The sequence below is a fragment of the Erythrobacter sp. CCH5-A1 genome (assembly GCF_001557115.1).
Lineage (GTDB): Bacteria > Pseudomonadota > Alphaproteobacteria > Sphingomonadales > Sphingomonadaceae > Erythrobacter.
This window is the reverse complement of sequence record NZ_LSKQ01000231.1, coordinates 24039-47950: the sequence shown is the minus strand read 5'-3', so window position 1 is coordinate 47950 and position 23912 is coordinate 24039. Positions and strand designations below refer to the sequence as shown.

The following is a 23912-nucleotide window of genomic DNA, read 5'->3' as shown; positions in this document are numbered from 1 at the left end:
TTCTCTACCCTGTTCAAAAATGGAAAATTTCTGACGCGAGAATCCGCGATGTGCGACACTCTAACGCGAGATTTTTGCGACACAATCGCGACTTAACATTTCGTTGAGGCGTGGCTTTCTTACATCACGGCAGGGTGCCGCCCAGCCGCGAGCGCAATTGTTTGTGCCGCGTATGTTCAAATCTTCGCGAATACTTTGATGTGATCCGCCGGCGCGAGGTCCAGGAATTCGGCGACCAGCCGGTTGAAGTCTTCGGGCTGCTCGAAATAGGGCGAATGCCCGGCATCGGGGATGATCTCCATGCGCCCGTCGGCGAAATGCGGCAGGATCCCGGCGATTGCGGCTGGCGGCCAGATCGGATCGCGCTCCCCGGCAATCATCAGCACCGGAGCGGTAATCCTGCCGAGCGCGGCGGGTGGGACCAGGATTTCGGGCGTGAACAGCCGTGCGGCCACCGCCGGGTCGGCGGGCGGATTGAAGGCGCCCAGTTGCCGATAGATCGATGCCTTCAGCGGGTTTGCCCTGATGAAATCGCTGGTGAGCCCCAGCGCCGCCGGGCCGCGCGTCCCCATCTGCTTGCGGGCTTCGGCGAAAGAGGAAAGGCCCGGGAGGTGGGCGATCCCGCCGAGCGTGCAACACAGCACCAGCCGTTCGACCAGATCGGGCCGCACGAGCGCGAGCCGTACCCCCGTCCACCCGCCGAGCGACTGGCACACCACTTTCGCGCGGGTTGCACCGGCCGCGGCCAGCACACCGACTGCGGCGTCCACCGCCTGCGCGATCAGCCGCTCCGGGTCCGAAGCATCGGATTCGCCGAAGCCGGGCAGGTCATAGGCAATCACGTGATGAGCGGTGCCAAAGGCAGCGAATTGCTGCCACCAGGCCGCCCGGTTGGCGCCCGCGCCATGGATGAACAGCAGGCTCGCCTCGCCGTCTTTCGGCTGCCCCTGCGCCGACCAGCGAACACCGCCCGCAATCCCTTCCATGACACCCTCTCCCCTCGCGCCGCCGACCCGGACAAAGCCAAAATGCGTAGCAATTGCTACACGATTCTTCGCGCGCGGCAAGCCCATGCGAAAGGGGCGGAAGGATCGCTCCTCCCGCCCCCGCAATTACCGACAAAACTGCCGTGCTGTTACATCGAGTAGTACATGTCGAATTCGACCGGGCACGGGGTGGTTTCGGTGCGGATCACCTCTTCCCACTTCAATTCCATGTAGGCCTCGATCTGGTCCTTGGTGAACACGTCGCCCTTGAGCAGGAACTCGTGGTCGGCGGCCAGGCTGTCGAGCGCCTCGCGGAGCGAACCGCATACGGTCGGCACTTCGGCGAGCTCGGCCGGGGGCAGATCGTAGAGGTTCTTGTCCATCGCCTCGCCCGGGTGGATCTTGTTCTCGATCCCGTCGAGACCCGCCATCAGCAGCGCCGAATAGGCAAGGTAGGGGTTGGCGAGCGCATCGGGGAAGCGGAACTCGACGCGCTTGGCCTTCTCGCCCGCACCATAGGGGATGCGGCACGAAGCCGAGCGGTTGCGCGCCGAATAGGCGAGCAGCACCGGCGCCTCGAAGCCCGGCACCAGACGCTTGTAGCTGTTGGTGGTCGGGTTGGTGAAGGCATTGAGCGCCTTGGCGTGCTTGATGACGCCGCCGATGTAGTAGAGGCACATTTCCGAAAGGCCCGCATATTCGTTGCCGGCGAACAGCGGCTTGCCGTCCTTCCAGATCGACATGTGGGTGTGCATCCCCGAGCCGTTATCCTGCTTGATCGGCTTGGGCATGAAGGTCGCGGTCTTGCCGTAGGCGTGGGCGACCTGATGCACGACATACTTGTAGATCTGCATGCGGTCGGCGGTCTGCACCAGCGTGCCGAAGGTCAGGCCGAGCTCATGCTGCGCGGCGGCGACTTCGTGGTGGTGCTTGTCGCAGGGCAGGCCCATTTCGAGCATGGTCGATACCATCTCGGCGCGGATGTCCACGGCGCTGTCGACCGGCGCGACCGGGAAGTAGCCGCCCTTCGCGCGCGGACGGTGGGCGAGGTTGCCCGCCTCGTATTCCTTGGCGGTGTTGGTCGGCAGTTCGATATCGTCGATCGAGAAGCCCGAGCCGGCATAGCCGTCCTCAAAGCGCACGTCGTCGAACATGAAGAACTCGGCTTCGGGGCCGACATAGACCGTGTCGCCGAGGCCGGTCGACTTCAGGTAGGCTTCGGCGCGCTTGGCGGTGGTGCGCGGGTCACGGCTGTACCAGTCACCGGTCGAAGGCTCGACGATGTCGCAGTTGATGATCAGCATCGGGGTGGCGCTGAAGGGATCGACCCAGGTCTCGGTGAGATCGGGCTTCAGGATCATGTCGGATTCGTTGATCGCCTTCCAGCCCGCGATCGACGAGCCGTCGAACATCAGCCCGTCCTCAAGCTCGTCCTCGCCCATCACGCCCGCGACCATAGTGAGGTGCTGCCACTTGCCCTTGGGATCGGTGAAGCGCAGATCGACCCACTCGATTTCCTCGTCCTTGATCTTCTTCAGGACGTCTTTTGCCTTTGACATTTTGGTATTGCCTCCAAGTATTTGGTGCCGGCCCGCCCCCGTGGCAGGCTGGAGAGGAAAGGGATCAGATCGCGTCGTCGTTGGTCTCGCCGGTGCGGATGCGCAGCGCGCTTTCGATCGCGGTGACGAAGATCTTGCCGTCGCCGATGCGGCCGGTCTGGGCAGCGCTGGCGATGGCCTCGACCACGCGTTCGGCCTGATCGTCCGCGACGACCACTTCGAGCTTCACCTTGGGCAGGAAGTCGACGACATATTCGGCGCCGCGGTAGAGTTCGGTATGGCCCTTCTGGCGGCCGAAACCCTTGGCTTCGGTGACGGTGATGCCGGACACGCCGATTTCGTGCAGCGCCTCCTTCACCTCGTCGAGCTTGAAGGGTTTGATGATCGCTTCGATCTTTTTCACGTAGTCCCCGTCCGGTTGGGCCCATCAGCGCCTGGCCGATTGCTGACCGATTCTTAACAAGAACCGTGCCAAGCTGTAAGGTGGTGGCTGCGAACATTCCTTGCCGCTTGAAGACTCAAGGAAGCGGATGTCTTTCACCGTTGACGGGCGGTTAGCAACATAATGGTGCAACGCGCAATGGTGCACAGCATCTGATCGCGCCGTGCCTAAATTTTAAGCAAAACCTGGCGGGGTTACAGACGAAGTCCCGTAGTCTCGGGCAGGCCGCACATGATGTTGAGGTTCTGGATCGCGGCCCCCGAAGCGCCCTTGCCGAGGTTGTCGAGACGGGCGATGAGACGGGCCTGGGTGTAATCCTCGTCACAATAGATCGAAAGCTCGATCCCGTCCCATGCGGGCGCATCCTTGCGGATCAGAAACTCGCTCTCAAAGCCCCGGCGCCATGTCATGAGTTGCGATTGCCCGGTGACCTTCGCGAGCTCCTCCTCGAAGTCGGCAGCCCCGGCGACACCCATCGCCTTGAAAGGGATCGGCACATCCACGATCATGCCCCGAAACGCGGGAACGACCGCGGGCGAGAACACCGGTGCGTGCGCGAGGCCCGCATATTTCTGCATTTCGGGCAGGTGCTTGTGACCCATTTGCAGGCCGTAGGCGCGGAAGGCGATGTCAGTATCCTGCTCGAACCGATCGATCAGCGCATTGCCCCCGCCCGAATAGCCGCTCACCGCGTTGACCGTGTAGGGCCAGTCGACGGGCAGCAGCCCGGCGCGCACCAGCGGGGCGACAAGCGCGAGGAAGCCGGTGGGGTAGCACCCCGGATTGCTCACCAGCCGCGCATTGGCGATGGTCTCCTGCCCGATCAGCTCGGGGAAACCATAGGTCCACCCTTCCGCCACGCGGTGCGCGCTCGAGGCGTCGATGATGCGGGTGCCCGATCCTTCCGCCAGCTTCACCGCCTCTTTCGCCGCCTCGTCCGGCAGGCACAGGATCGCGATGTCGGCGGCGTGGAGCGCGTCGCGGCGGGCGGCCTCGTCCTTGCGCTGGGCATCGTCCAGCACCAGCAGGTCGAACTCGCCGCGCCCCTGCAAACGCTCGCGGATTTCGAGGCCCGTCGTTCCGGCTGCGCCGTCGATGAACAGGCGGATCGCCACCGGCTCAGCCTTCCGCCGGAGCGAGTTCGCTCGTCCGGCACCAGCCGGATGGGCCCTGCGGTCCGGGGCAGCCCCAGGCCCATTCGCCCGCGACGTCGAGCAGCTCGAAGCGGCTGCCGGGAGCGAGCGTCGCGAAGACCTCGGCATCGGCGCGCGGGGTGAGCCTGAGGCCGGCGCCCGCGCTGCCCACCGCATGGACGTGGGGGATGACATAGTGCGCGGCAAGGTGCGTGCCCGCCAGCGCCATGTGCGCCAGATCGCCGCGCAGCGGCAGGCTGCCGGGCGCGGGCTTCTCGACCGGGCCGTTCAGACCCAGCACGCCGGCCGGCACTGCATAATCACTGTCCTTGCGCGTCGCGCCGCTCATCTGCGTTCCGTTGCCCGATTATCGTTATGCTGCGGCCTCTCCCCAAGCCTGAGCAGCGTGGCAGGGCCGTTAGCGGCAAGCGGCCCCCGGGGCAAGCTTAGGCGGCGTAACGGTTGCGGATGGCGTGCCACGCGGCGCGCAGCCCGAGCCCCCGCCCGCCGCGCGCGCGGCCGGGCTTGGGGGCGGGGGTCCAGGCGAAGGTGTCGAAGTGCACCCAGTCCAGCCCCTCGCCCACGAAGCGGTCGAGGAACAGCCCCGCCACGCTCGCCCCGGCAAAGGGATTGGGTGCCGAGTTCGCCATGTCGGCCACGTCCGAGGCGAGGTATTCGCGGTAGGCATCATGCAAGGGCAGGCGCCAGGCCGGATCGTCATGCGCCTTGCCGGCGGCGAGGAAGGCCTCGGCCGTCTCGTCGCGGCGGGCGAAGAGCGCAGGCAGGTCCGGTCCCAGCGCCACCCGCGCCGCGCCGGTCAGCGTGGCGAAATCGACGATCAGGTCGGGGTTCTCCTCCGAAGCGCGGGTCAGCGCATCGCCGAGGATCAGGCGCCCCTCGGCATCGGTGTTGTCGATTTCCACCGTCAGGCCCTTGCGCGTTTTGAGGATGTCGCCCGGGCGGAAGGCATTGCCCGAAATGGCGTTCTCGACCGCGGGGATCAGCAGGTGCAGCCGCACCTTCAGCCGCGCGCCCATGACGAGCCCCGCCAGCGCCAGCGCATGCGCCGCGCCGCCCATGTCCTTTTTCATTAGCCGCATGCCCGCAGGCGGCTTGATGTCGAGCCCGCCGCTGTCGAAGCACACCCCCTTGCCGACCACCGCGAGCACCGGATGCGCCGGGTCGCCCCAGACGAGGTGCATCAGCCGCGGCGCATGATGCCGCGCCGCCGCGCGCCCGACGGCGTGGACCATCGGATAGTCCTGCTCGAGGCTCTCGCCGCGCACCACCGTCAACTCGGCCTTGTGCGCCTTGGCGAGCCTTTCGCACTCGGCCTCGAGTGCGGCTGGTCCCATGTCCTCAGGGGGCGCGTTGACTAGGTCGCGCAGCAAGATTTCCGTCTCTGCTTCAGATACATAGCCGTCAATCTGCCCAACCTGCCCGGTCAGCAGCACGCGTGGGCCCTGGCTCTTGTCCTCGCTCTTGTAGCGACCGAAGCGATATTGCCCGGTGATCCAGCCGAACATCGCCGCCCCGGCTTCGGCATTGGCGAGGCGATAGGTGCCCTCGGGCAGTTCCTCGGCGAGTTTGGCGAGGCACCATGCGCTCAGGCTCTCGGGATTGGCGACGCCGCCCACCGCGAGCCAACCGTCGCCATCGGGCAAAATCGCGGTCTGATAGCCGCCGCCCTCGAACTTCTGCGCGGCAAGGCTGGCGCGCTGGACGGGGGAAAGCGCCTTGGCGAAGGCCTCGAAGCCGTCCTTGTTCACGAGGTGAATGGCAATTGCGGGCTCGGCGCGGTCGGGACGGATCAGGGCTTTGGCTTCGCTCATGGAGCGTCCATAATCGCAAGGCTAGCAATGTCACCAGCGGATTCGCGCAGCGGGGGAGGGATAGGCTGAATGAATGTTCCCGATATGTTTCACGTGAAACACTGGTCAGGCGGCACGGCCGTGGCGGCGTTTTCGCTGGCTGCGCTGGCGGCATGCTCCTCGCCCGACGAGATCGTCGCCAAGACCGGGACCGCCACCGCCGAGGCACCCCCCACGCTCCCGACACCGCCTGCCCCCGCGCCCGGCAAGGTCGCCTTCGAGGACAACGCCAAGAAGGGCGAGGCCACCCGCGACTTCGCCTATAGCTGGCCCGCCGAGGTCAGCGCGATCCCCGAACTCGCCGCGCGCCTCACCGCCGAGCGCGACAGGTTGCTCGCCGAGCAGAAGGCCGACTGGGAGGAATCCCTGCGCGAATTCGCCGACAGCGACTGCGCCGGCTGCGTCAACCGCGACTACGCGATGCAATGGGACGTGGTTGCCAATCTGCCGCGCTTCCTTTCGCTCTCGGGCGCGTGGAACGTCTACAGCGGCGGGGCGCACGGGAGTTATGCGTGGGAGGCGCTGGTGTGGGACCGCGAGACGAACAAGGCCTTCGATCCCAAGACGATGTTCACCTCGCCCGCCGCCTTGCAGGGCGCGCTCGGGGACGCATGGTGCAAGGCGCTCAAGGTCGAGCGGGTCAAGAAGGGCATGGCGCCCGAGGACGACGACGGCATTTTCCCCTGCCCGCCGATCGCCGATCTCACCGTGCTTGTAGGATCCTCCGACCGCAAATCCTTCAACCGCATCGGGCTGATCGCCGCGCCTTACGTGGCGGGCTCCTATGCCGAGGGGGAATACGAGGTGACGCTGCCGGTGACGCCCAAGGTGCTGGCTGCGGTCAAACCCGCATACCGGGCGGCATTCGCGCTCGGGAAGTAGTATTTCGGGGCAGGGCGCGCTATGTAGGGGCCATGCACGATTATCAACTCGTTGACGGCGATACGACCGTCTACCGCGATGGCTCCATCAAGCTCCACACGGCCGCAGGGTTCGAGGGGATGCGCAAGGCCGGGCGCCTCGCCGCCGAGATCCTCGACGCCTGCGTGGAGCTGGTGAAGCCGGGCGTCACCACCGGCAGCATCGACGATGCGATCCGCGGCATGATGCTCGATGCGGGCGCGGTGCCTGCGACCTTGGGCTACCGCGGCTATGCGCATTCGAGCTGCATCTCGATCAACCACGTGATCTGCCACGGGATTCCGGGCGACAAGCTGCTGAAGGATGGCGATATCCTCAACATCGATGTCACACCCCTGGTCGACTGCTGGCACGGCGATACCAGCCGCATGTTCTACGCCGGTGAGCCGTCTCTGAAGGCGAGGAAGCTGGTCGAGGTGACCTATGAATGCATGATGCTCGGCATCGCGGCGGCCAAGCCCGGCGCGCGGCTCGGCGATATCGGCGCGGCGATCGAGGCTCACGCCAACCAGTTCCGCTACGGCGTGGTGCGCGAGTTCTGCGGCCATGGCTTGGGGCGCCTGTTCCACGACGCCCCCGAGGTGGTCCACGCCGCCCGTGCGGGGACGGGGCCGGAATTGAAGCCGGGGATGTTCTTCACCATCGAGCCGATGATCAACCTCGGCAAGCCATGGGCCAAGGTGCTCGGCGACGGCTGGACCGCGGTGACGCGCGACAAATCGCTCTCGGCACAGTTCGAACATTCGATCGCGATCACCGAGACGGGCAACGAGATCTTCACGAAGAGCCCGACCGGGCGGGATTGCCCGCCTTACGTGTGATGGCTGCTTCGCAGTCGCATCTGGCAAGTCGGATGGCCGAACAGTTCGGCCTCGATCTGATCCGGTTCCCTCATGCAGATTGCGTGCGCCTTGGCGAAGGCGAGATCCTCAAGCTGCTCATCCCCCGCTCCAAGCGTGTGATGATGGGGCAGCCGCAGGACAGGATCATCATCGGTACCTTGATGTTCATTCCCCGCCGCAAGCTGGTCCCGCTGCGAGCGCCTTCGAAGAAATTTGATTGGCCCGAGCATTGTGCCGCTTGTGACATCGCCAATTTCCCTTGGCTGGTTCCGTTTGGCCGACTCTCGGACAAGCCAATCGATGGCCGCTTCCTTGGCGGGCTCCAGTCATTGATCGCGACACTTCCGAACGACGAACGTGGCTGGCAGGAGCGGTTTGGCGAAGATGTCTTCGAGACACCGGGTCTTGAAACGGTCCGCCCGCTCGTTGAGTTCCTGCGAAAAGCTGTTACGCCTCCCCGGGCTTGACCCGGGGCCCCGCTTCTTCTTTCCTCAGGGCATGGATCGCGAACAAAAGGGCGGCTGGGTCTACATCATGGCCGACCGTTACCGTGGCACCATGTATGTTGGATCAACCGCCGATATTGCGGCCCGCGTCTTCCAGCACCGCGAAGGACAAGGCTCGACGTTCTGCGCTGAATATGGCCTCACACGATTGGTCTGGACTGAGCTTTTCCCGACCATGCAGGAGGCCATGGATCAGGAAAAGCGAATCAAGCGCTGGCGGCGGGAATGGAAGTTTGCGCTGATCGAGAAGGCCAATCCGGATTGGCGTGATCTCTTCAACGAAATCTTGGCATGAAGAAGCGAGCCCCCGGCTCAAGGCCGGGGAGACGGTAAGGTCAAAGGAACAGCACCGCCAGCACCGCACTCATCACCACCACCAGCCCGACTGAAAACCCCAGCATCGCCAGCACTGGCCGTGTCACCCGCCCGTGCAGCACCCAGTCGTAGCCCGCCGAGACCAGCACCGTGATCGGCACCTGCACCGCGATCGCGACCGGATCGGGCAGTCCGATGACCTGCACCACGCGGGCATAGGCGGGGGTCATCAGCGCCAGCGTTGCGTTCAGCATCGCTTGCCGGTGCGCGGCGATGTCGCGGGCCTGCGCATACCGCAGCGCGAGGAAGTAGAGCGGCACGAAGGTCGCGAAGGCGGCGAGGTTGACCACCGTCACCTCGGGGCGGCCGAGCTCCAGCCCGATCCGCCACGAGATCACCCCGCCGCTCACCAGCATCGCCGCGACGAGCGCCAACGAGGCGCGCCCGGTCGCGCGGTGGGCCGAGAGGCGGTATTTGGCCGCAAGGAAGCTCTGGCTCGCGAGCAGGATCAGCCAGGCGATCATGCTCCCGGCGTGGAACACCACGATCGGGGTATAGCGCGCCTGCACCTGCGGATGCGCCACGGCTTTCAAAGCGAAGGCGAACAGCGTGAAGGCCAGCAGCCCGAGCGCGATCCGTCCCATCAGCAGGTTGGCGCGGGTGTGGCTCTCGGGTGCTCTCACTACTGCTCCCTCGCGGCGCGGATCGCGGCCCCGGCGGCGAAGGGCGCGATCGCGACCAGCCCGAGGCTTATCGCTCCAACGAAGCCGAGGCTGACGGGATCCAGCCGCGCGAGCGCACCCGCGCCGAAAATCAGGATCGGCAGCGCGAGCGGGATCAGCAGCAGCCCCGAAAGCGCCGCGCCTGCCCTCAACGAGGCGGTCAGCGCGGCGATCATCAACCCGATGGCCGCGAGCCCCGGCGTGCCCGCCAGCAGGCCTAGCAGCAGGATCGAAAAGCTCTCGCCCTCGATCTTGAGCAGCGCCGCCGCGGGAAAGGTCGCCAGCAGCAGCGGCGGGCCGAAGCTCAGCCAGTGGGCGAGCAGGCGCACCGCCATCATCGCCTCCTCCGCCAGCCCGCGCAGCTTCAGCTGGTCGAAGACGCCGAGCGTAATGTCCCGCGCCACCAGCTTCTCCAATGGCAGGATCGCCGCCAGCAGCGCCGCGATCCACACCACCCCGCCACCGGTCCGCGCGAGCAGGTTCACGTCCGGCCCGACCGCGAACGGAAACAGCATGGCGACCGCGACGAAGAACACCACGGGAAGCGCCGCCCCGCTGCCGGCGAACGGAAAGAACTGCGCCAGATCGCGGCGGAGCAGATTGAGGATCATGCGTAATCCTCCGTCTCGGCCGGGGCGTAATCCTCGATCGCGAAGCTCGTCATCCCCGGCACATTGAGCGGCTGGTGCGAGGCGATCAGCGCGATCCCGCCGCCGCCGACATGCAGCTGGATCAGCGCGACCACCTTGGCAATCGTGTCGGCGTCGAGCCCGGACAACGGCTCGTCGAGCAGCCAGATCGGCACGGCGCGATTGAGCAAGGCCGCCAGCGCCGCGCGCTTCTTCTGCCCGGTCGAAAGGAACCGCACCGGCACCTCGAGCAGCGGCGCGAGCCCGAGGATCGTGATGGCGCCGTCGGGGCTGGTGCAGCCGTCGACGCTTTCCCAGAACGCCAGCGCGCGGCCCAGCGGCAGGTCGGGATCGAGGCCCGTGCGCTCGTCGAGCAAGCCCAGCGCGCCCTCGCGCGTCACGCTCCCGGCATAGGGCGTCGTCAGCCCGGCGAGCGCGCGGATCAGCGTCGTCTTGCCCGCCCCGTTGGCCCCCGTCACATGGCACGCCGCCCCCGCCTCGAGCCGGAACGACAGCTTGCGGAACAGCAGCCGCTCGCCCCGCCTACAGGCGAGGTTTTCGGCCGCGAGGAAGGGGGAGAGCGCTTGCATTGCGCGGCAGCGTTAGGGAAAAGGCACGGGCCAAACAAGCGATCCCTCATGCCGGAGTGCCTCATGTCCGTCCCCGAACTCACCCCCGACGAAGCCGCCGCGCTGCTGGCGGCCCACCCCGAATGGGCGAGCGCGCGCGAGGGCAAGGCGATCGCGCGGAGCTTCCGCTTCCGGGACTTCTCCGAGGCCTGGGGCTTCATGAACCGCGTCGCCCTGCTGGCCGAGGCGCAGGATCACCACCCCGAATGGTTCAACGTCTACAACCGTGTCGAGGTGACGCTGACGACCCATGACGCGGGGACAAGCGGCGGCCTTTCGGCACGCGATGCGCGGATGGCGGCGGCGATCGATGCCTTACTGGCCTAGGGGGCGCAGGCTGTTTTTCAGCTGCTTCCTCACCCGTCCCGGCATCCAGCGCTTGGCGAAGGCCATGCGCTTGGCGGTCGCGCCGATGTAGTAATCGAGCTTGTCGCCGTGCACCGCGTCCCAGATCGCCTGCGCGACGTGCTCCACGGGGGTGATCTCCAGCCCCGCCGCCTGCACCCGCGCGCGGATCGGCTCGTTCGACTTGCGGTTGCCGGTGCCGTTCAGGAGCGGGGTCTCGATAAAGCCCGGGCAGACCGAGGCGACCGTGATCCCGTCCGCCACCCACTCGGCATCGAGGCTTTCGCTCACCGCGCGCACGCCGAACTTGGTCGCACAATAGACGCTCATCCCCGCGCTGCCGACGATCCCGGCGGCGCTGGCGATGTTGATGCAGGCCGAACCCGGGCCGCTCTTCTGCAGGTAGGGATAGGCCGCCTGCGCGCCGTAGAGCACGCCCTTCAAGTTGATGTCGAGGCAGCGGTCGATCTCCTCGGGGTCGAGCTCGCTCAGCGATCCGCCGGTGCCGATCCCGGCATTGTTGACCAGCACATCGATCCGGCCTCCCGCCGCGGCGGCGAATTCCGCCAGCGCCTCGTCCCAGCGCGCCCGGTCGCGCACGTCGAGGCGGCCCGCCCACTTGGCGTCTCCGGCGATGAGGGCGAGGGTCTCGGCCATCCCGGTCTCGGAGATGTCGGCGACGCCCACGAACCAGCCCCGCGCGGCGAAATGCAGCGCGGTGGCGCGACCGATGCCGGAGCCGCCGCCAGTGATGAAGATGCTGCGCCGCGAACTGCCTGCCGTCATTGAGATCCCCTCAGATTGCTGTTTGAAACCTGTCTAGTGCGGACTGACACGCTTGTCAGCAGGCAGAGTGCGCGGGAGGCGCAGGGGCAGGGCGGAGTTGATCCGCTTCGCCTTGTTTTCCTTGACTTTCGGCCCGATCATGCCATCAACCAATCTGGTTCTGTACAAGGCTTGTGCTGCCAATCAGCGTGTCGCAGGCCCCGAGCAGGATCGACTGGCACACGCTGCAATGTACCGATCTGTGGCTGCAAAGGGAGGACGAGAATGACGAAGACCGAGATGAGCAAACCGTCGGCCCGCCCCTACACCGCACCCCGGCTGATCCGCCCCGATGGCATGGGGCTGTCGCCTGAAGCAAAGGCAGATTTCGCCTCGCTTGAACTTTTGGCGGATTACGGTCCATCCTGACCAGCTTTGCGCGGTCCATCGTCAGCGCTGCGCAGGGCCTCTTGCCAGGGGGCAAGACCGGGATTCTCCCGATCGAATCCACCGGTCCCACAGACACCTCTTACGGACCATACTGATGGTGCCGGAACACAACGCCGGGCTCTGACAGAATCTCCAAGGCTTCCGGCGGCTTATGCGCTCCGCTTTGGTCCATTCTGGTTTTGAATGCGCCTTGTTCGGGCGTCAGGAATGATGCAGCGATCAGGCTCGGATCACCCAAGCGCGTCGCAAGGGGGTGATCGGCGTCTGGTGGAGAACGAGCAATGACGAAATCCCGGTTGCCTGCACTTTCGGGTCGCCCCTACACGCCGCCCAGGCTGATCCGCCCTGACGCGGAAGAACTGTCGCCACAAGGGAAGTCGGCTATCTCGGCTGTTGAGAGCGGTAGCCTCGTCGGGCCATCCTGATCGGGCTGATGCGCGGCACCGGGTTCTGACCCGATGTCCGGCGGCCCGCCTGCACGAGAAAAGCGCCCGCAAGCACTCCGGCTTTGAACGGGCCCCGGCTCGGCACTTTGCGTCATGCCTCCGCTTCGGCTATGTCTATCATGTACGCCCGATCGTGATGATTGGCGCCAACGGAAGAGCGGATATGACGACAGCCCGATTGCCTGAGGCACCGAAGCGCCCCTACACCGTGCCCCGCCTGATCCGCCCCGCTGCGCAGGGATTGTGTCCCGAAGGCAAGCTGGTTCGCGCCTATAGCGAGCACCCCGGGTCGCCCCCTGACTATTCCACCGCACCATCCTGATGGGATTGTCGATCCGCATCTGGATCTGACCCCTTCCCCGGTGCTCCGTCTTCGCGGCGAAAGTGCGGGCCGGCATTCCGCGTCGTCTCGGCACGTGGAGTCATGCGCCCGTTGTGGCTATGTATGCCTGACCCGCCATAGCCTGAGTCGGATGGACATGACGCAAGCCCCGTTGCCCGAACTGTCGGCCCGCCACTATACCCCGCCCCGCCTGATCCGCCCCCAAGCCGAAAGGCTCTCACCGGAAGGAAAAGCAGGGATGTATCCCGCTGAGGCAATCTATACCCAGGAATATGGCCCCTCCTGATCCTCGTTATCGGCTGGCGCATTTGCGATGGCGATGATAGCCGAGGCACAGTGAACTGTCGCACGGCACGTGCAGACGATGACTATGGGGGCAACCATATGACTGAAGCGGCAAAGCGCTCTTACACCACTCCCCGGCTGATCCGCCCTGGAGCGGAAAGATTGTGTCCTGAGGGCAAGAAAAATGTCGCTGCCACCGAATTCTATTCGGCTTCGCCTTATCCAACCACCGGCCCGTCCTGATCTTGCTACTTCCCATCGACCGGGCCTCGTTCCGGTGCTGTCGTCCCATTCGTGCAGGCTCGTCCATCAACCGGAGGTGACGTAAATGACCAAGGTTCAGATACCCGAGCGGGCGACCCGCCCCTACACTGCACCCCGGCTGATCCGCCCGGAGGCCGAACGGCTTTCGCCCGAGGGAAAGAGTAATAATTCCAGAGAGACGACAAGCGTTGGTGTTGATTACGGGCCGTCCTGACCGTTGCGCAACACGCTAACGCTGCCATCGCCGCAGCGCCGCTGCGGCAGTGAAGCGGGCGCGCAGGATGATATCAAGCCCCGCAAGATTGCGGTAATGCGCCGCCACCGACCAGTTCCAGTTCGGCTCCACCAGCACCGGCCCCATGCCGCGCCCCTCCTGATCCCCGCTGCCGGCTGGCGCAGTTGCGATGGCAAAGCTACGTTCGCACGCGTTGAGCTTCCGCCAGACTTTCGCGGGCCATGAACACGGAGCAAGCCCATATGCATGAAATGTCAAAGCGCCCCTACACCGCGCCCCGGCTGATCCGCCCCGACGCCGAGGGGCTTTCGCCAGAGGGGAAGAAGGCGATCTCCATCTTCGAGGACTCGACGTCGAGCTTCGGGCCGTCCTGATCGCTGCGCACCTTGCGCCCGCTGCGATCAGCGGCGCGCGGCTGCGGCGGCAAAGCGCGGACTGAGGCTGAGGTCGAGCCCGGCAAGATTGCGGTAATGCGCCGCCACCGACCAGTTCCAGTTGGGCTCCACCAGCACCGGCCCTTCCTCGGCCAGAGCCACGTCCCAGCCGATCATCGGCGGTAGCGGCTCGGGCGCAGCGGCGATGATCCGGCGGTGCGCCTCGCAGGCCAGTTCGGCCAGCGCGGCGGCCTGCGGCACTACCCGTCCGGCAAGCCCCGCCGCACGGTCCCGGGGCGCCGGGGGCAGGGCGGACAGCGCGGCATCATCGAGCGGGGCCAGCTGGCCGGTCCGCGGATCGACGGCGATGATGCACCAGCCCTTGGGGAGCGGCCGCTCCTCCCCGCAGGGAATTTCCGCCAGCATCGACAGCACCTGCACCGCGCCATCTTGCCCTCGCGCCGTGATGGTGCGGAAGGTCGCCAGCGTCGCGCCTGCCCATGCGGCAAGCTCCGGGTGGTTCGCGAGCAGCGGTTGCATCACCAACGCGCCCGCCTTGCGATGACCGCGAATGACGGCGGCAAGCTTCCCTTCGTGGACCCCCGCAGCATCGGTCAGCCGCCAGGCCTGCGCCCCGGTGCGCTCCAACAGCGCGCTGCCCTTGCCGCCGCTGCCGGTGGCGGGCTTGACGAAGGCGCAGTCACCCGCGCTCGCCGCAAAGGCGCGCTCCCATTCGGCAGCATCCGCCGCGCTCACTCTGACGGTCGGAATGGCGGCGAGGCCCGCGTCGCGGCAGAACACGGCGAAGGCGGCCTTGTCGGCCAGTCCCGCCCGGGCCAGCGCTTGCGCATAAGGCGCAAGGGCGCATTGGTGCTCGAACTGGAGATAGAGCCGGGATCGCTCGGCCCGCACGCGGGGCAGATCGGCTTTCAGCAGCCGCGCTTCATGAGGCCACAGGCGGTCGCGCAGCAAGGCGGAGGCATGGGCGACCAACAGCCGCCCGCCGCGCACCGGATGCCCTCGCAGGCAAGCGCGCAGGGCAGGGCGCACAGCCATTCGGAGCAGCAGGCTGAACAGGACGCGCGCGCGGACGGCTCGCATCAAGGGACTCAGCCGCGCGGATCGAGGTAGGACGCGAAAACGTTATAGCGCGACGCCTGCGGGAAGCCCGTCACTCTGGCCTCGCCCGCGACGAGCCAGGCGTGGGTCCCCACCGCGCTCATCGGCTTGCCTTGCTCGACCCCGAAGAACATCACGCTGGGCAGGCCGCGGTTGCGCAGCATCCGCCGCCCGACCAGCGCCTGCGGCAGGCACACCACGTCGAACGGCAACAGCGCCTCCGCGCGCACGATCGCCTTGCCGATCCGCCGCGCCATGCGCTCCTGCTCCGGGCCAAGATCAAAGGCGGCGTTGGCGGCAGCCCCCACCTCCGGCCGGTTGGCCCGCCCGTAGAGCCGCGGCTGGCGCTCGGCGCCATAGGCCAGCAGGAACAGTTTCAACCCGGTCAGCCGGATCAGCGCTTCGGCGACCAGCATCCACCAGGCGATCCGGCGCCGCCAAGACCCGCTGCGGTCCAGGGCCGGGCGCGGCGGCATGTCAGCCGTCCACGGCACAAATGATGCCTTCTTGCGCCATGTCCGCCAGCCAGGCCTCGGTGTCTCCAAGCGCCTGCGCCTCGGTGACGGCGAACTCGGCCGCGAGACTGGCGGCAAGGTCGGGCGCGGCGCGGGGATGATCGAGCTGCTGCCACAGAAACGCCCCCGTCTCGTTGAGCGACCGGAACGCGCCGGTCTCCGAGCACATCAGCAGCATTTCGTCCTGCACGGCGGCATCGAGCCAGTTTTCGCTTTTCCGGTACTTCACGCGTCCTCCTCTATCCGTTGCTGGCCGCGACCGGCTGTAGCGATGCCGCAGCATAGCCAAGCCGTGCCATCATGTCTGCGTGGTCGCTTTCGATGCGCGCGACCTGATCTGCGCTGAGCTCGCTCTGCCAGCCCCCGGCCTTGCCCTGGCGGAAGAAGGTGCGGCCCGGCGGGGCCTCGCGAAACCCCGCTTCGGCTTCCATCGCCTGCAGACGGTCGAACCGCGCCAGATCGACCGCCCGTTCGAGCGCCTCGCGCGACGCAGGCCGTCCCGCGAAGGCGAGCGCAGCGCCGATCGTCGCCACGGGATCGGCCTGCATGTCCTCGTAACGGACGAGATGCACCGGAATATCCCTCTGATCGAGCCAGCTGGCGTGCCAGGCGCTCCAGCTCTGGAGCTGCTGGCGCAGCTGGTTGGGCTGGGCATTGGGGCCCGCGCAGAAGGCGAAGCCGGGGTTTGCCATGTCGGCAATCGCCCGGTCGATGTCGCGTGCCGAATGGTTGGCGAGCGAGGGGGCGACATCGCGCGGATCGCGCACGATCACGATCGCGCCGCCTGCCGCCGCGGCCCCGCCCATCACCGGCTCCCCCCTGTCGGTCAGGGTGTAGCTGTCATGGACCTTGACCAGCCCGACCTTCGCGTCGAGGCGGTCCTCCTCTTCGCGGGCCTGCAGCGGGTCGGCGAAGTCGCTGTCGTCCTCCTGCGCCATGAAACGGTGCAGCATCGGGCGCATGCGATCGACCTCGTCATGGGTCAGCAGGCCGGATTCCACCAGCAGGATGTTGTCGAACGGCTGCCGGGCGCTGGCGATCCCGCCGCGTTCGGGCAGGTTGTTGATGTCTGCCGGGGTGTCCTGCGGGCCGTGGAGGTTGGCCACCACCAGGCGAAACCAGGTGTTGCCCGATTTGGGATAGGAGGCGAGCCAGAAGGGGCGCGGCATCAGGTGTCGCCTTCCCCGACCGCCCAGTCGCTCTCGAGCAGGTCGAGGCCGTGGTCGAGGCTGGCGAAATCGAACGGCCGGCGAAAGCGGGCAATGCGCGCCTGCGCGTAAAGCTGCGCCGCCACGCGGAAGTAATCGGTCTTCTGTTCGAGCTGCCACATCATGCGCGGCCGGAAGGCGTTCTGCCGCACCGTGATCGCCGCATCGGCGAGCGCCAGCGGCTCGATCCCCGGCGCCTGGCCGTTGCGCTGCTCGACCAGCTGGTAAAGCCGGGCGACCGGCGCCGCGTCCGCGTGGATGGCCTGCGGGCTGACGTAGAACTTGTTGATCTGGTGGCGCACGCCGGCACCCTTACGCTCCTCGAGATCGAGGCTGCGCACCGAACGTTCCCACAGCTTGTGCTGGCGGCCATCGCTTTCGACCCACAGGCGTCCGTCGGGACGCGGCGCGAGCACGCACAGGTCATCGCTCAGCATCGGGTAACCGCGCTTGCCGAGCGCGGCGCTCAGGGTCGACTTGCCGGCACCCGACGCGCCGCAGAACAGCACCGCCTGTTCGCCGACCAGCACGGCGCTGGCATGGAGCACGACCGATTGCCGTAGGTGCAACAGGATCCCAAGCACGCTGCCGGTGAGAAAGGCGGTCAGGTCGTCCGCCGCGATGCCCTCGTCCGGTTGGTAGGTGATCGCATCGCGGCCGTTGATCAGGAACCGGGCAAGCCCCGGGATCGTGAGCAGGAAGGCATCTGCACCGCGCTGCCAGTTCGGGCCGGCCTTGAGGATCGGCGCGTCGAGGTTGGCGGAAACTGCGCCGCGCGTGATGCTGACGGGCGCGTCATCGGTGCCGGGCGCGGCGGGACGAAGGCCGGGCAGGGCAATGTCGCTGCGGATGGCAAGGCCGCAGGCCCTGTAGGTGTAGCCGGTCGAAGCCGGCGTGGTGCGTTCGTCTGTCGTGACGCTTGTCATTGCGGGACGCCCTTCATGGTTTGCTTGCCAGCCATTGGTTCACTTCCCCCAGCGCACGCAACGATTGGCGCGTCCCAGCGCCAGGCGCCGAGACGTTCCGGACGAGGTTGTCCATCTTCTCGCGGTCGACAAGGTCCTGCACCATCGGCTCGAGGCCGGTCCAGTCCGGCAAACTGCCTGCCCGTTCGCTGTGCGCCTCAACCGCCGGTCGATGCAGGGGCTCGACAATGGTGCCGAGATATTTGCTTGGGGCGAGGCGGCGTTCGTCCGGGACGATGCCGGCCACCGCGCGCCGGTGGAGGGCGCGCCCCATGCCATCGCGGAAAAAGCTGGTCGGCGGGGCCCTGAGAAAGCAGGCCAGCAGCCGCCGATCGAGCAGCGGCCAGGCATATTCGACCCCGTTGTTCGCCGCGATCAGCGAACAGCTTTCGGTGCGCGTCGAGACGAAGGGGCGCGACAGCATGTGGGCGCTGAAGGCCTTCACCGTCGCAAAAGGCGCATCGTATTGCGCGTCGCTCTGGATCCGATCGTCGATCGCAAGCCGCGCGATGGCGTCACGGGTAAGGGGCAGTAGCGCGACGCGCTGGCGGGCGGCTTCGCTCAATCTGCGCGAATAGAAACTGCCCGAGCCCCGCCGCAGCACCGCGCGCACGAACTTCGCGGTGCGCAGCACGGGATTGGCGGCGAGCGCCTTCCACAGCGTGAGATAAGCCTGCCGGTCCAGCATCTCGCGGGGGAAATTGGGCGCGTAATTGGTGACCCCTTCATCGCCGCCAAAGCCCGAAAGCAAGCCTGTCACGCCAAGCTGCTGTGCCAATGTGTAGATCGGCCAGTGGTGGGTGGCCGATCCATGCTCTGCCGGATGGCCGAGGATCGACCACACGCGGTCGCGCGGGATCGGGTCCGTCTCGGCCGCAAGCAGGTGATTATGCGCAAGACCCAGCCGCTGGCTGACGCCGATCACCGCTGGCCCCTCCAGATCGTGCCGCGTCCAGCCGAAGCCGTGGATCCGCCGTCCCGCGCTTTCCTGATGGCGCAGGGCCAGAGCAAGAACAGTCGAGGAATCGAGCCCGCCGCTGATCTCGATCCCGAGGCCGCCGTGCCCTGCCATGCGTGCCGATACCGCCTTGTCGAGCAGATCGCGATAGCGTTCGAGCAAAGCCGCCTCACTCTCGGTGGGCTCTCCGATCTCATCGGCGAGGTCGTGGTAGCGCGAAAGGCGCGCGCCGTCGGCAGTGAGGCGCAGGCTGTGCCCGCGCGGCACCTTGGAGATTCCGGGAAAGGGGGTCGCCTCGCACGACATCGATGCGCCGGCGATGAACCGGGCGACCCAGTCCGGATCGATGCCGTGCAATCGGCCCGCTGCCTGTCGCAGGGCGGGGATCGAAGTGGCGCAGGCCCCGGCCGCGCCCGACTGGCCCTCTATCCAGTAGAGCGGCCGGATCCCCAGGGCGTCGCGCGCGGCGAAGATTGTACCGGTCGCGGGATCATGGATGGCGAAGGCAAAATCGCCCTCGAGGTGGCGCGGCGCCTCCTCGCCCCACTTCCTGTAGGCGGCGATGATGAGGCGCGGCGCTTCTGCGGCGAGCGCGAATGATTCATCGCCGAGCGCGCGGGCAAGATCGCGGGCGTTGTCGATCCGGGCCCAGGCGCAGGCCACCAGGCCATCCTCCTCGCATACCTGCATTTCGCGGCGTGCCGCCCCCCAAGCTGTGGGTGTGACCGAGACGGCATGGCACCCGTGGCCGGTGTGGGTTTCGATGCGTCCTTCGGCATGGGGCAGCAAAGCCTCGGCGATGCCGCGCGCGCTAGGCTCGCGGCCCACGCCTATGCCAAGGTAGAACATTGACATCTCATGTCTGGCGACGCCCCGGCCCGGTAATCGGACAAAAAACCTTCTGCGCCCTTATCGAATGCAGGGCCTAGCAGGCTGAATAACGGGGGTTTCCGCCCCCGTCCAGCGGCCTGTCGAAGGGGCAGGATTACAGCGCCGGATTGGCGTAGTAGTGCCAGGTGAAGATCGCCATGCTCCCTCGCTGGGGGGACCACGGCGCGGCGATGGCCCGGGTGGCTTTTTCAGCCGGGCGTTCTTCGAGGCCGAGCAGCCGCTTCACCCCCTCCTGCACCGCAAGGTCGCCCGCGGGCCAGATATCGGGGCGCCCTTCGGCGAACAGCAGGTAGATCTCCGCCGACCAGCGGCCGATGCCCTTGATCCGGGTCAGGAGCGCGATCGCTTCCTCGTCGTCCGCCGGAAGCCCCCCGAAATCGAGCTCGCCTGCCTCCACCAGCTCGCACAGCGAGCGCGCATAGCCCTGCTTCTGGCGCGAGAGCCCGCAGGCACGCAGCGTGTCGAAATCGCGCTTCAGGAGGCAGCCGGGCGTGAAGCCTTCGCCCAGTTCGCCCTCGAGCTTTCTCCACATCGAAGCCGCCGCCGCGACCGAGACCTGCTGGCCGACGATGGTGCGCAGCATCGTCACGAAGCCGCGGTCGCGCAGGCGCGGCTCGGGATAGCCGATGCGCTGCAATTCTGCCGCCAGCCGCGGCTCGCGCGCCGCCAAGGCATCGAGGTCTTCACGCAATTTTTCGGCTGACAGGCCCACTCGCACTTTCCTTAACTTGCACTGGTCGCCAGACTATCTTAGCAGCGCGGGCGAACCTCTCACAGCGCGCTTTCTTGCGCCCGATCTTCGAAAAGGAACTCAGGTCCATGCCCAGACTGGTCGTCACCAACCGCGAAGGCGCCACCAGCGAGATCGAGGTCGCCGATGGCCTCACCGTGATGGAAGCGATCCGCGACAACGGGTTCGACGAGCTGCTGGCGCTGTGCGGCGGGTGCTGTTCCTGCGCGACCTGCCACGTGGTGGTTGATCCGGCTTTCGCCGACAAGCTGCCCAAGATCAGCGAAGACGAGGACGACCTGCTCGAATCCTCTGATCACCGCGCGCCGACCTCGCGCCTGTCGTGCCAGATCCCGTTCACGGCAGAACTGGACGGGCTCCACGTCACCATCGCTCCGGAAGATTGATCGCGCGAGGCGAGGCGGTGGACGCTGACCTCGCCCGTTTCCTGCGCGACGAATTGGGCGTCGTGCCGGAGGGCTCCGGTGCCGGGCCCTGGGCCGTTAGCGGGGGCGTGTGGCTGTGGCAGGGTGCGGACGGCGCACCCGCCAAGGGCTCGTGGTATTTCCTCGTGATCGACGGCGAGACGGCGGGTGCGATCCGGGCGTCTGCCAGCAAGGCCGACGCCTGGGGCTCGGTGCGGATCGAGGCCACGATCGGCGGCACCACATGGCGCACCTCGTTGTTCCCTTCCAAGGCCCACGGCGGCTGGCTGCTGCCGCTCAAGGCCGCGGTGCGCAAGGCCGAGAAGATCGCCGAGGGCACGGTGGTCGAGGCGGTGCTGACGCTCGCCTGATCGCCTTCGCCGTTGCGGCGGCCGCTGCGAACGCCTAACTCATATCCCATGAACATCACCCGCCCCTTCGGCGACACGCTCGCCCTGATCGGCAATACTCCCCTCGTCCGCCTCGCCGGGCCCAGCGCGGCGGCTGGCTGCGACATTTACGGCAAGTGCGAATTCGCCAACCCCGGCTCCTCGGTGAAGGACCGCGCGGCCTTGTGGATGATCCGCGATGCGGAGAGCCGCGGCGAGCTCAAGCCCGGCGGCACGGTGATCGAGGGGACGGCAGGCAACACCGGCATCGGTATTGCGCTGGTCGCCAATGCGCTGGGCTACAAGACGATCATCGTCATGCCCGACAACCAGTCCAAGGAGAAGATGGACACCTTGCGCGCGCTGGGTGCGCAGTTGGTGCTGGTGCCGCCTACCAAATATTCCGATCCCGGCCACTTCCAGCACGTCTCGCGCCGGATGGCCGAGGAGACGCCGGGCGCGGTCTGGGCCGGGCAGTTCGACAATGTCGCCAACCGCAAGGCGCATATCGAGGGCACCTCGCAGGAGATCTGGGAGCAGACCGAAGGCCGCGTCGACGGCTTCACCTGCGCGGCGGGCACCGGCGGGACCATCGCCGGGGTCGGCATGGGGCTGAAGGAGAAGAACCCCGATATCCGCATCGCGCTCACCGACCCGCACGGCGCGGCGCTCTACAACTACTACGCCAAGGGCGAATTGCTGGCCGAGGGGTCCTCGGTCGCCGAGGGGATCGGGCAGGGGCGGATCACCGCCAACCTCGAAGGCGCGCCGATCGACACGCAATACCGCATCTCCGACGAGGAGGGCCTCCAATGGGTCGCGCGGCTGCTGCGCGAGGAGGGCCTGTGCCTTGGCCTTTCCTCGGGCATCAATGTCGCGGGCGCGGTGGCGCTGGGCCGCGAGCTGGTCGCCGAGGGACGCGCAAACCCGCAGATCGTCACCATCCTGTGCGACACCGGCTTCCGCTATCTCTCGACGCTCTACAACCCCGAATGGCTGGCCTCCAAGGGGCTGCCGGCGTTCGACTGGCTCAAGCAGGGAGCCGCAGCATGAGCGGGCTTTCGTGGCGCGAACGGATGCGGCGGATGAACCAGCGCAGCCTGTTCCGCCCCTCCGCCGCGCCGAGCGAGGTGCCCGGCACGCCCGACGATCTCCCGCCGCCCGCCACCGTCCGCGCCGAGGCGATGCAGCGGCTGCAGGTCGGGGTGTTCGGGATCGGGTCGATGGTGCTGCTGGTGGGACTTGCCAGCATCATCGGCGGCCAGGCCGAGCGCAACGACAAGCTCGCCCCGCCCGAGGCCGCGCCCACAACCGAACCGAGCGCGGCGCCCGCACAGGCCAATCCGCTGGCGGACGCGGGCGTGGTGCCCGATATCGCCGCCGAGCCGAGTCCTTCGCCGAGCGTCAAGCCGCTCGACCTGCCGCCCCCGCCGGGCCAGCGCGCTCCGGGCAATGCCGCGCCGTCGCAATAGCGCGCTCGCCGCGGCGCTGCTCGCGCTGCTGGCGAGCGGGTGTGATCGAGCGCCCGCCGCGCCTGCTGCGCCGGAAAGTCCCGCCCCGCGCGAAAGGCTCGGGCTGATGACCAGCCTGCCGCTCTACTGGCCGCTCGGCGCCGGCGTGGAGGAGATCGCCGCGGGCCGCGCCCCGCCGCCGTGGCAGCGCGTGGCGCTGGAGGCGGCCTATGCAATCGAGCCGCTCGACAGCCTCGCGCCCGTCCCCGGCCTCACGCCCGATGCCCCGGCGACCGACCCGCTTGCCGGGCTGACCCGGCTGGCGGTGATCCAGCCGCGCGGGCTTTCGCCGGCCGACAATGTCGCACTCGACAATTGGGTGCGGGGCGGGGGGCATGTGCTGCTGGTGCTCGATCCCTTCCTCACCGGGGAGTACGATCTGCCGCTCGGCGATCCGCGCCGCCCCGCCGATACGGCGCTGATCCCGCCGGTGGTGGCGCGCTGGGGGATGGAGATCAGCTACGGCGCCCACGAGACCGAGGAAGCCTACTACGGCACCCGCGATCTACCGGGCGGGATCGTGCTGCCCTTCGCGCACCCCGGCCTCGTCAGAATCCTGCCTGATGGCGCGAAGCAATGCGCGCTGGCAGGCGGTAGCAGCATCATGGCGACCTGCCGGATCGGCAAGGGCAAGGTCACGCTGCTCGCCGATGCCGCGATCTTCGAACATGAAGAACAGGCAGGCGAGGGCGGGGCAGGCTTGCGCGCACTGGTCGCCGGGGTGCTGGGATGAGCGGCTTGGGGAATATGCGGGAAGAATCCACTCGGAGTCGCGGGCGGGAACGGGAAAGCACGGGAAAACCACGGGAAGGACATGGTTTGTTCCGCGAAAATCAGGTGTTTGGCGGCAGGTGCGCTTATGTCGAATGACCTAGGGGTGAAGTTGAAAAGTATATAATTCAAAGATTTAACTAGTTTTCCCGTAAAATCCCCGAAAAATCCCTTCCATCCCCATGCCTTCCCCGATATGACCGGGGTCCATCAGACATGCCTGTATGTCTCGCGTCCGCCCGGTGGGGGCCGGACGACCCGCTCGCGTGCGCGCGGTCGGGGACGGGAGAGGCGTGTCCGGGGGAATTTGAGCGCGTCATTGGCGCGGGCGGGCCGCAAGGCCGCGTCCGCTTGGGGTGAGAGGGGAA

The 23912-nt window shown here is 67.1% G+C and carries 30 protein-coding genes; 12 read left to right on the top strand and 18 right to left on the bottom strand.

Annotated elements, in window-relative coordinates:
- Window positions 1-176 precede the first annotated feature (176 nt).
- From AX708_RS14110 to AX708_RS14085, 6 genes are all read right to left on the bottom strand, one after another.
- Window positions 177-986 carry an alpha/beta fold hydrolase gene (locus AX708_RS14110; protein ID WP_066526023.1) on the bottom strand — a complete coding sequence of 270 codons (810 nt, stop codon included), beginning with the start codon at window positions 984-986 and terminating at the stop codon, window positions 177-179.
- Window positions 987-1135: 149 nt separating this feature from the next.
- Window positions 1136-2545 (bottom strand): type I glutamate--ammonia ligase, encoded by a 1410-nt coding sequence (gene glnA, locus AX708_RS14105; RefSeq protein WP_066526025.1) that lies wholly within the window; start codon window positions 2543-2545, stop codon window positions 1136-1138.
- A 64-nt stretch (window positions 2546-2609) separates the two neighbouring features.
- Window positions 2610-2948: a P-II family nitrogen regulator gene (locus AX708_RS14100; RefSeq protein WP_066526030.1), complete on the bottom strand. Its 339-nt coding sequence runs from the start codon at window positions 2946-2948 to the stop codon at window positions 2610-2612.
- 233 nt (window positions 2949-3181) lie between these two features.
- Window positions 3182-4102, bottom strand: a complete 921-nt coding sequence (gene argC / locus AX708_RS14095; protein WP_066526032.1) for an N-acetyl-gamma-glutamyl-phosphate reductase — start codon at window positions 4100-4102, stop codon at window positions 3182-3184.
- A 4-nt stretch (window positions 4103-4106) separates the two neighbouring features.
- A complete protein-coding gene (locus AX708_RS14090; protein WP_066526034.1) occupies window positions 4107-4469 on the bottom strand; it encodes a hypothetical protein in 363 nt (120 codons plus the stop codon).
- 97 nt (window positions 4470-4566) lie between these two features.
- Entirely contained in the window at window positions 4567-5952 is a 1386-nt protein-coding gene (locus AX708_RS14085) for a M17 family metallopeptidase (RefSeq protein WP_066526037.1), read from the bottom strand.
- A gap of 69 nt (window positions 5953-6021) precedes the next feature.
- Here AX708_RS14085 and AX708_RS14080 point away from each other — a divergent pair, with 69 nt between their 5' ends.
- The 4 genes from AX708_RS14080 to AX708_RS14065 are packed head-to-tail and all read left to right on the top strand — an operon-like array spanning window position 6022 to window position 8555.
- Complete coding sequence (locus tag AX708_RS14080; RefSeq protein WP_197425889.1) at window positions 6022-6873, top strand: hypothetical protein; 852 nt, start codon at window positions 6022-6024, stop codon at window positions 6871-6873.
- Between the two features lie 32 nt (window positions 6874-6905).
- Window positions 6906-7733: a type I methionyl aminopeptidase gene (map, locus tag AX708_RS14075; RefSeq protein ID WP_066526045.1), complete on the top strand. Its 828-nt coding sequence runs from the start codon at window positions 6906-6908 to the stop codon at window positions 7731-7733.
- Window positions 7734-7765: 32 nt separating this feature from the next.
- Window positions 7766-8221, top strand: coding sequence for a hypothetical protein (locus tag AX708_RS14070; RefSeq protein WP_156443277.1), 456 nt, complete (start codon window positions 7766-7768; stop codon window positions 8219-8221).
- A 31-nt stretch (window positions 8222-8252) separates the two neighbouring features.
- On the top strand, window positions 8253-8555 hold the full coding sequence (locus AX708_RS14065) for a GIY-YIG nuclease family protein (RefSeq protein WP_066526047.1): 303 nt from the start codon (window positions 8253-8255) through the stop codon (window positions 8553-8555).
- Window positions 8556-8595: 40 nt separating this feature from the next.
- Here AX708_RS14065 and AX708_RS14060 read toward each other — a convergent pair whose 3' ends face one another.
- The 3 genes from AX708_RS14060 to ccmA are packed head-to-tail and all read right to left on the bottom strand — an operon-like array spanning window position 8596 to window position 10516.
- Complete coding sequence (locus AX708_RS14060; RefSeq protein WP_197425890.1) at window positions 8596-9258, bottom strand: hypothetical protein; 663 nt, start codon at window positions 9256-9258, stop codon at window positions 8596-8598.
- On the bottom strand, window positions 9258-9908 hold the full coding sequence (locus tag AX708_RS14055) for a heme exporter protein CcmB (protein WP_066526054.1): 651 nt from the start codon (window positions 9906-9908) through the stop codon (window positions 9258-9260). The genes AX708_RS14060 and AX708_RS14055 overlap by 1 nt, the downstream gene beginning before the upstream one ends.
- Window positions 9905-10516, bottom strand: a complete 612-nt coding sequence (gene ccmA / locus AX708_RS14050; protein ID WP_066526056.1) for a heme ABC exporter ATP-binding protein CcmA — start codon at window positions 10514-10516, stop codon at window positions 9905-9907. Before ccmA ends, AX708_RS14055 begins: the two co-directional genes overlap by 4 nt.
- 63 nt (window positions 10517-10579) lie before the next feature.
- Here ccmA and AX708_RS14045 point away from each other — a divergent pair, with 63 nt between their 5' ends.
- On the top strand, window positions 10580-10882 hold the full coding sequence (locus AX708_RS14045) for a 4a-hydroxytetrahydrobiopterin dehydratase (protein ID WP_066526057.1): 303 nt from the start codon (window positions 10580-10582) through the stop codon (window positions 10880-10882).
- Here the strand turns inward: AX708_RS14045 and AX708_RS14040 are convergent.
- Window positions 10871-11686 carry an SDR family oxidoreductase gene (locus tag AX708_RS14040; protein ID WP_067490278.1) on the bottom strand — a complete coding sequence of 272 codons (816 nt, stop codon included), beginning with the start codon at window positions 11684-11686 and terminating at the stop codon, window positions 10871-10873. The genes AX708_RS14045 and AX708_RS14040 overlap by 12 nt on opposite strands.
- A 264-nt stretch (window positions 11687-11950) precedes the next feature.
- Here AX708_RS14040 and AX708_RS20555 point away from each other — a divergent pair, with 264 nt between their 5' ends.
- Window positions 11951-12094 (top strand): hypothetical protein, encoded by a 144-nt coding sequence (locus AX708_RS20555; RefSeq protein WP_156443299.1) that lies wholly within the window; start codon window positions 11951-11953, stop codon window positions 12092-12094.
- Window positions 12095-13682: 1588 nt separating this feature from the next.
- Here the strand turns inward: AX708_RS20555 and AX708_RS21295 are convergent.
- Window positions 13683-13814, bottom strand: coding sequence for a hypothetical protein (locus AX708_RS21295; protein ID WP_255358008.1), 132 nt, complete (start codon window positions 13812-13814; stop codon window positions 13683-13685).
- 116 nt (window positions 13815-13930) lie between these two features.
- On the opposite strand from AX708_RS21295, the gene AX708_RS21290 reads away from it, so the two are divergent.
- Window positions 13931-14062, top strand: coding sequence for a hypothetical protein (locus tag AX708_RS21290; protein ID WP_255358007.1), 132 nt, complete (start codon window positions 13931-13933; stop codon window positions 14060-14062).
- Window positions 14063-14089: 27 nt separating this feature from the next.
- Here AX708_RS21290 and AX708_RS14035 read toward each other — a convergent pair whose 3' ends face one another.
- The 7 genes from AX708_RS14035 to AX708_RS14005 form a co-directional block, all read right to left on the bottom strand.
- A complete protein-coding gene (locus AX708_RS14035; protein WP_066526854.1) occupies window positions 14090-15163 on the bottom strand; it encodes a sugar-transfer associated ATP-grasp domain-containing protein in 1074 nt (357 codons plus the stop codon).
- A gap of 8 nt (window positions 15164-15171) precedes the next feature.
- On the bottom strand, window positions 15172-15675 hold the full coding sequence (locus tag AX708_RS14030; protein WP_156443300.1) for a lasso peptide biosynthesis B2 protein: 504 nt from the start codon (window positions 15673-15675) through the stop codon (window positions 15172-15174).
- Window positions 15659-15925: a PqqD family protein gene (locus tag AX708_RS14025; protein ID WP_066526858.1), complete on the bottom strand. Its 267-nt coding sequence runs from the start codon at window positions 15923-15925 to the stop codon at window positions 15659-15661. Before AX708_RS14025 ends, AX708_RS14030 begins: the two co-directional genes overlap by 17 nt.
- 10 nt (window positions 15926-15935) lie before the next feature.
- Complete coding sequence (locus AX708_RS14020) at window positions 15936-16865, bottom strand: sulfotransferase domain-containing protein (RefSeq protein WP_066526859.1); 930 nt, start codon at window positions 16863-16865, stop codon at window positions 15936-15938.
- Window positions 16865-17830, bottom strand: a complete 966-nt coding sequence (locus AX708_RS14015) for an HPr kinase/phosphorylase (RefSeq protein WP_066526863.1) — start codon at window positions 17828-17830, stop codon at window positions 16865-16867. The genes AX708_RS14020 and AX708_RS14015 overlap by 1 nt, the downstream gene beginning before the upstream one ends.
- Before the next feature lie 13 nt (window positions 17831-17843).
- On the bottom strand, window positions 17844-19676 hold the full coding sequence (locus tag AX708_RS14010) for an asparagine synthase-related protein (RefSeq protein WP_067490271.1): 1833 nt from the start codon (window positions 19674-19676) through the stop codon (window positions 17844-17846).
- A 136-nt stretch (window positions 19677-19812) separates the two neighbouring features.
- Window positions 19813-20430 (bottom strand): DNA-3-methyladenine glycosylase, encoded by a 618-nt coding sequence (locus AX708_RS14005; protein ID WP_066526868.1) that lies wholly within the window; start codon window positions 20428-20430, stop codon window positions 19813-19815.
- Window positions 20431-20537: 107 nt separating this feature from the next.
- Between AX708_RS14005 and AX708_RS14000 the strand changes: the two genes are divergently transcribed.
- The 5 genes from AX708_RS14000 to AX708_RS13980 are packed head-to-tail and all read left to right on the top strand — an operon-like array spanning window position 20538 to window position 23506.
- Complete coding sequence (locus AX708_RS14000; protein WP_066526870.1) at window positions 20538-20855, top strand: 2Fe-2S iron-sulfur cluster-binding protein; 318 nt, start codon at window positions 20538-20540, stop codon at window positions 20853-20855.
- 17 nt (window positions 20856-20872) lie between these two features.
- A complete protein-coding gene (locus AX708_RS13995) occupies window positions 20873-21244 on the top strand; it encodes a DUF1905 domain-containing protein (RefSeq protein WP_082745459.1) in 372 nt (123 codons plus the stop codon).
- A gap of 48 nt (window positions 21245-21292) precedes the next feature.
- On the top strand, window positions 21293-22315 hold the full coding sequence (locus tag AX708_RS13990) for a cysteine synthase A (protein ID WP_066526872.1): 1023 nt from the start codon (window positions 21293-21295) through the stop codon (window positions 22313-22315).
- Window positions 22312-22734: a hypothetical protein gene (locus AX708_RS13985; RefSeq protein ID WP_066526874.1), complete on the top strand. Its 423-nt coding sequence runs from the start codon at window positions 22312-22314 to the stop codon at window positions 22732-22734. Before AX708_RS13990 ends, AX708_RS13985 begins: the two co-directional genes overlap by 4 nt.
- A complete protein-coding gene (locus AX708_RS13980) occupies window positions 22715-23506 on the top strand; it encodes a hypothetical protein (RefSeq protein WP_066526876.1) in 792 nt (263 codons plus the stop codon). Before AX708_RS13985 ends, AX708_RS13980 begins: the two co-directional genes overlap by 20 nt.
- Window positions 23507-23912: the final 406 nt, after the last annotated feature.

Coding starts and splice junctions, on each gene's coding strand:
- AX708_RS13990 (WP_066526872.1), top strand. CDS start 21,293: ATGAACATCACCCGCCCCTTCGGCGACACGCTCGCCCTGATCGGCAAT.
- AX708_RS14090 (WP_066526034.1), bottom strand. CDS start 4,469: ATGAGCGGCGCGACGCGCAAGGACAGTGATTATGCAGTGCCGGCCGGC.
- AX708_RS14080 (WP_197425889.1), top strand. CDS start 6,022: ATGAATGTTCCCGATATGTTTCACGTGAAACACTGGTCAGGCGGCACG.
- AX708_RS14020 (WP_066526859.1), bottom strand. CDS start 16,865: ATGCCGCGCCCCTTCTGGCTCGCCTCCTATCCCAAATCGGGCAACACC.
- AX708_RS21290 (WP_255358007.1), top strand. CDS start 13,931: ATGCATGAAATGTCAAAGCGCCCCTACACCGCGCCCCGGCTGATCCGC.
- AX708_RS13985 (WP_066526874.1), top strand. CDS start 22,312: ATGAGCGGGCTTTCGTGGCGCGAACGGATGCGGCGGATGAACCAGCGC.
- AX708_RS14015 (WP_066526863.1), bottom strand. CDS start 17,830: ATGACAAGCGTCACGACAGACGAACGCACCACGCCGGCTTCGACCGGC.
- AX708_RS14035 (WP_066526854.1), bottom strand. CDS start 15,163: ATGCGAGCCGTCCGCGCGCGCGTCCTGTTCAGCCTGCTGCTCCGAATG.
- AX708_RS14010 (WP_067490271.1), bottom strand. CDS start 19,676: ATGTTCTACCTTGGCATAGGCGTGGGCCGCGAGCCTAGCGCGCGCGGC.
- ccmA (WP_066526056.1), bottom strand. CDS start 10,516: ATGCAAGCGCTCTCCCCCTTCCTCGCGGCCGAAAACCTCGCCTGTAGG.
- AX708_RS21295 (WP_255358008.1), bottom strand. CDS start 13,814: ATGGGGCCGGTGCTGGTGGAGCCGAACTGGAACTGGTCGGTGGCGGCG.
- AX708_RS20555 (WP_156443299.1), top strand. CDS start 11,951: ATGACGAAGACCGAGATGAGCAAACCGTCGGCCCGCCCCTACACCGCA.
- AX708_RS13980 (WP_066526876.1), top strand. CDS start 22,715: ATGCCGCGCCGTCGCAATAGCGCGCTCGCCGCGGCGCTGCTCGCGCTG.
- AX708_RS14045 (WP_066526057.1), top strand. CDS start 10,580: ATGTCCGTCCCCGAACTCACCCCCGACGAAGCCGCCGCGCTGCTGGCG.
- AX708_RS14055 (WP_066526054.1), bottom strand. CDS start 9,908: ATGATCCTCAATCTGCTCCGCCGCGATCTGGCGCAGTTCTTTCCGTTC.
- AX708_RS14085 (WP_066526037.1), bottom strand. CDS start 5,952: ATGAGCGAAGCCAAAGCCCTGATCCGTCCCGACCGCGCCGAGCCCGCA.
- AX708_RS14070 (WP_156443277.1), top strand. CDS start 7,766: ATGGCCGAACAGTTCGGCCTCGATCTGATCCGGTTCCCTCATGCAGAT.
- glnA (WP_066526025.1), bottom strand. CDS start 2,545: ATGTCAAAGGCAAAAGACGTCCTGAAGAAGATCAAGGACGAGGAAATC.
- AX708_RS14000 (WP_066526870.1), top strand. CDS start 20,538: ATGCCCAGACTGGTCGTCACCAACCGCGAAGGCGCCACCAGCGAGATC.
- AX708_RS14065 (WP_066526047.1), top strand. CDS start 8,253: ATGGATCGCGAACAAAAGGGCGGCTGGGTCTACATCATGGCCGACCGT.
- AX708_RS14040 (WP_067490278.1), bottom strand. CDS start 11,686: ATGACGGCAGGCAGTTCGCGGCGCAGCATCTTCATCACTGGCGGCGGC.
- map (WP_066526045.1), top strand. CDS start 6,906: ATGCACGATTATCAACTCGTTGACGGCGATACGACCGTCTACCGCGAT.
- AX708_RS14110 (WP_066526023.1), bottom strand. CDS start 986: ATGGAAGGGATTGCGGGCGGTGTTCGCTGGTCGGCGCAGGGGCAGCCG.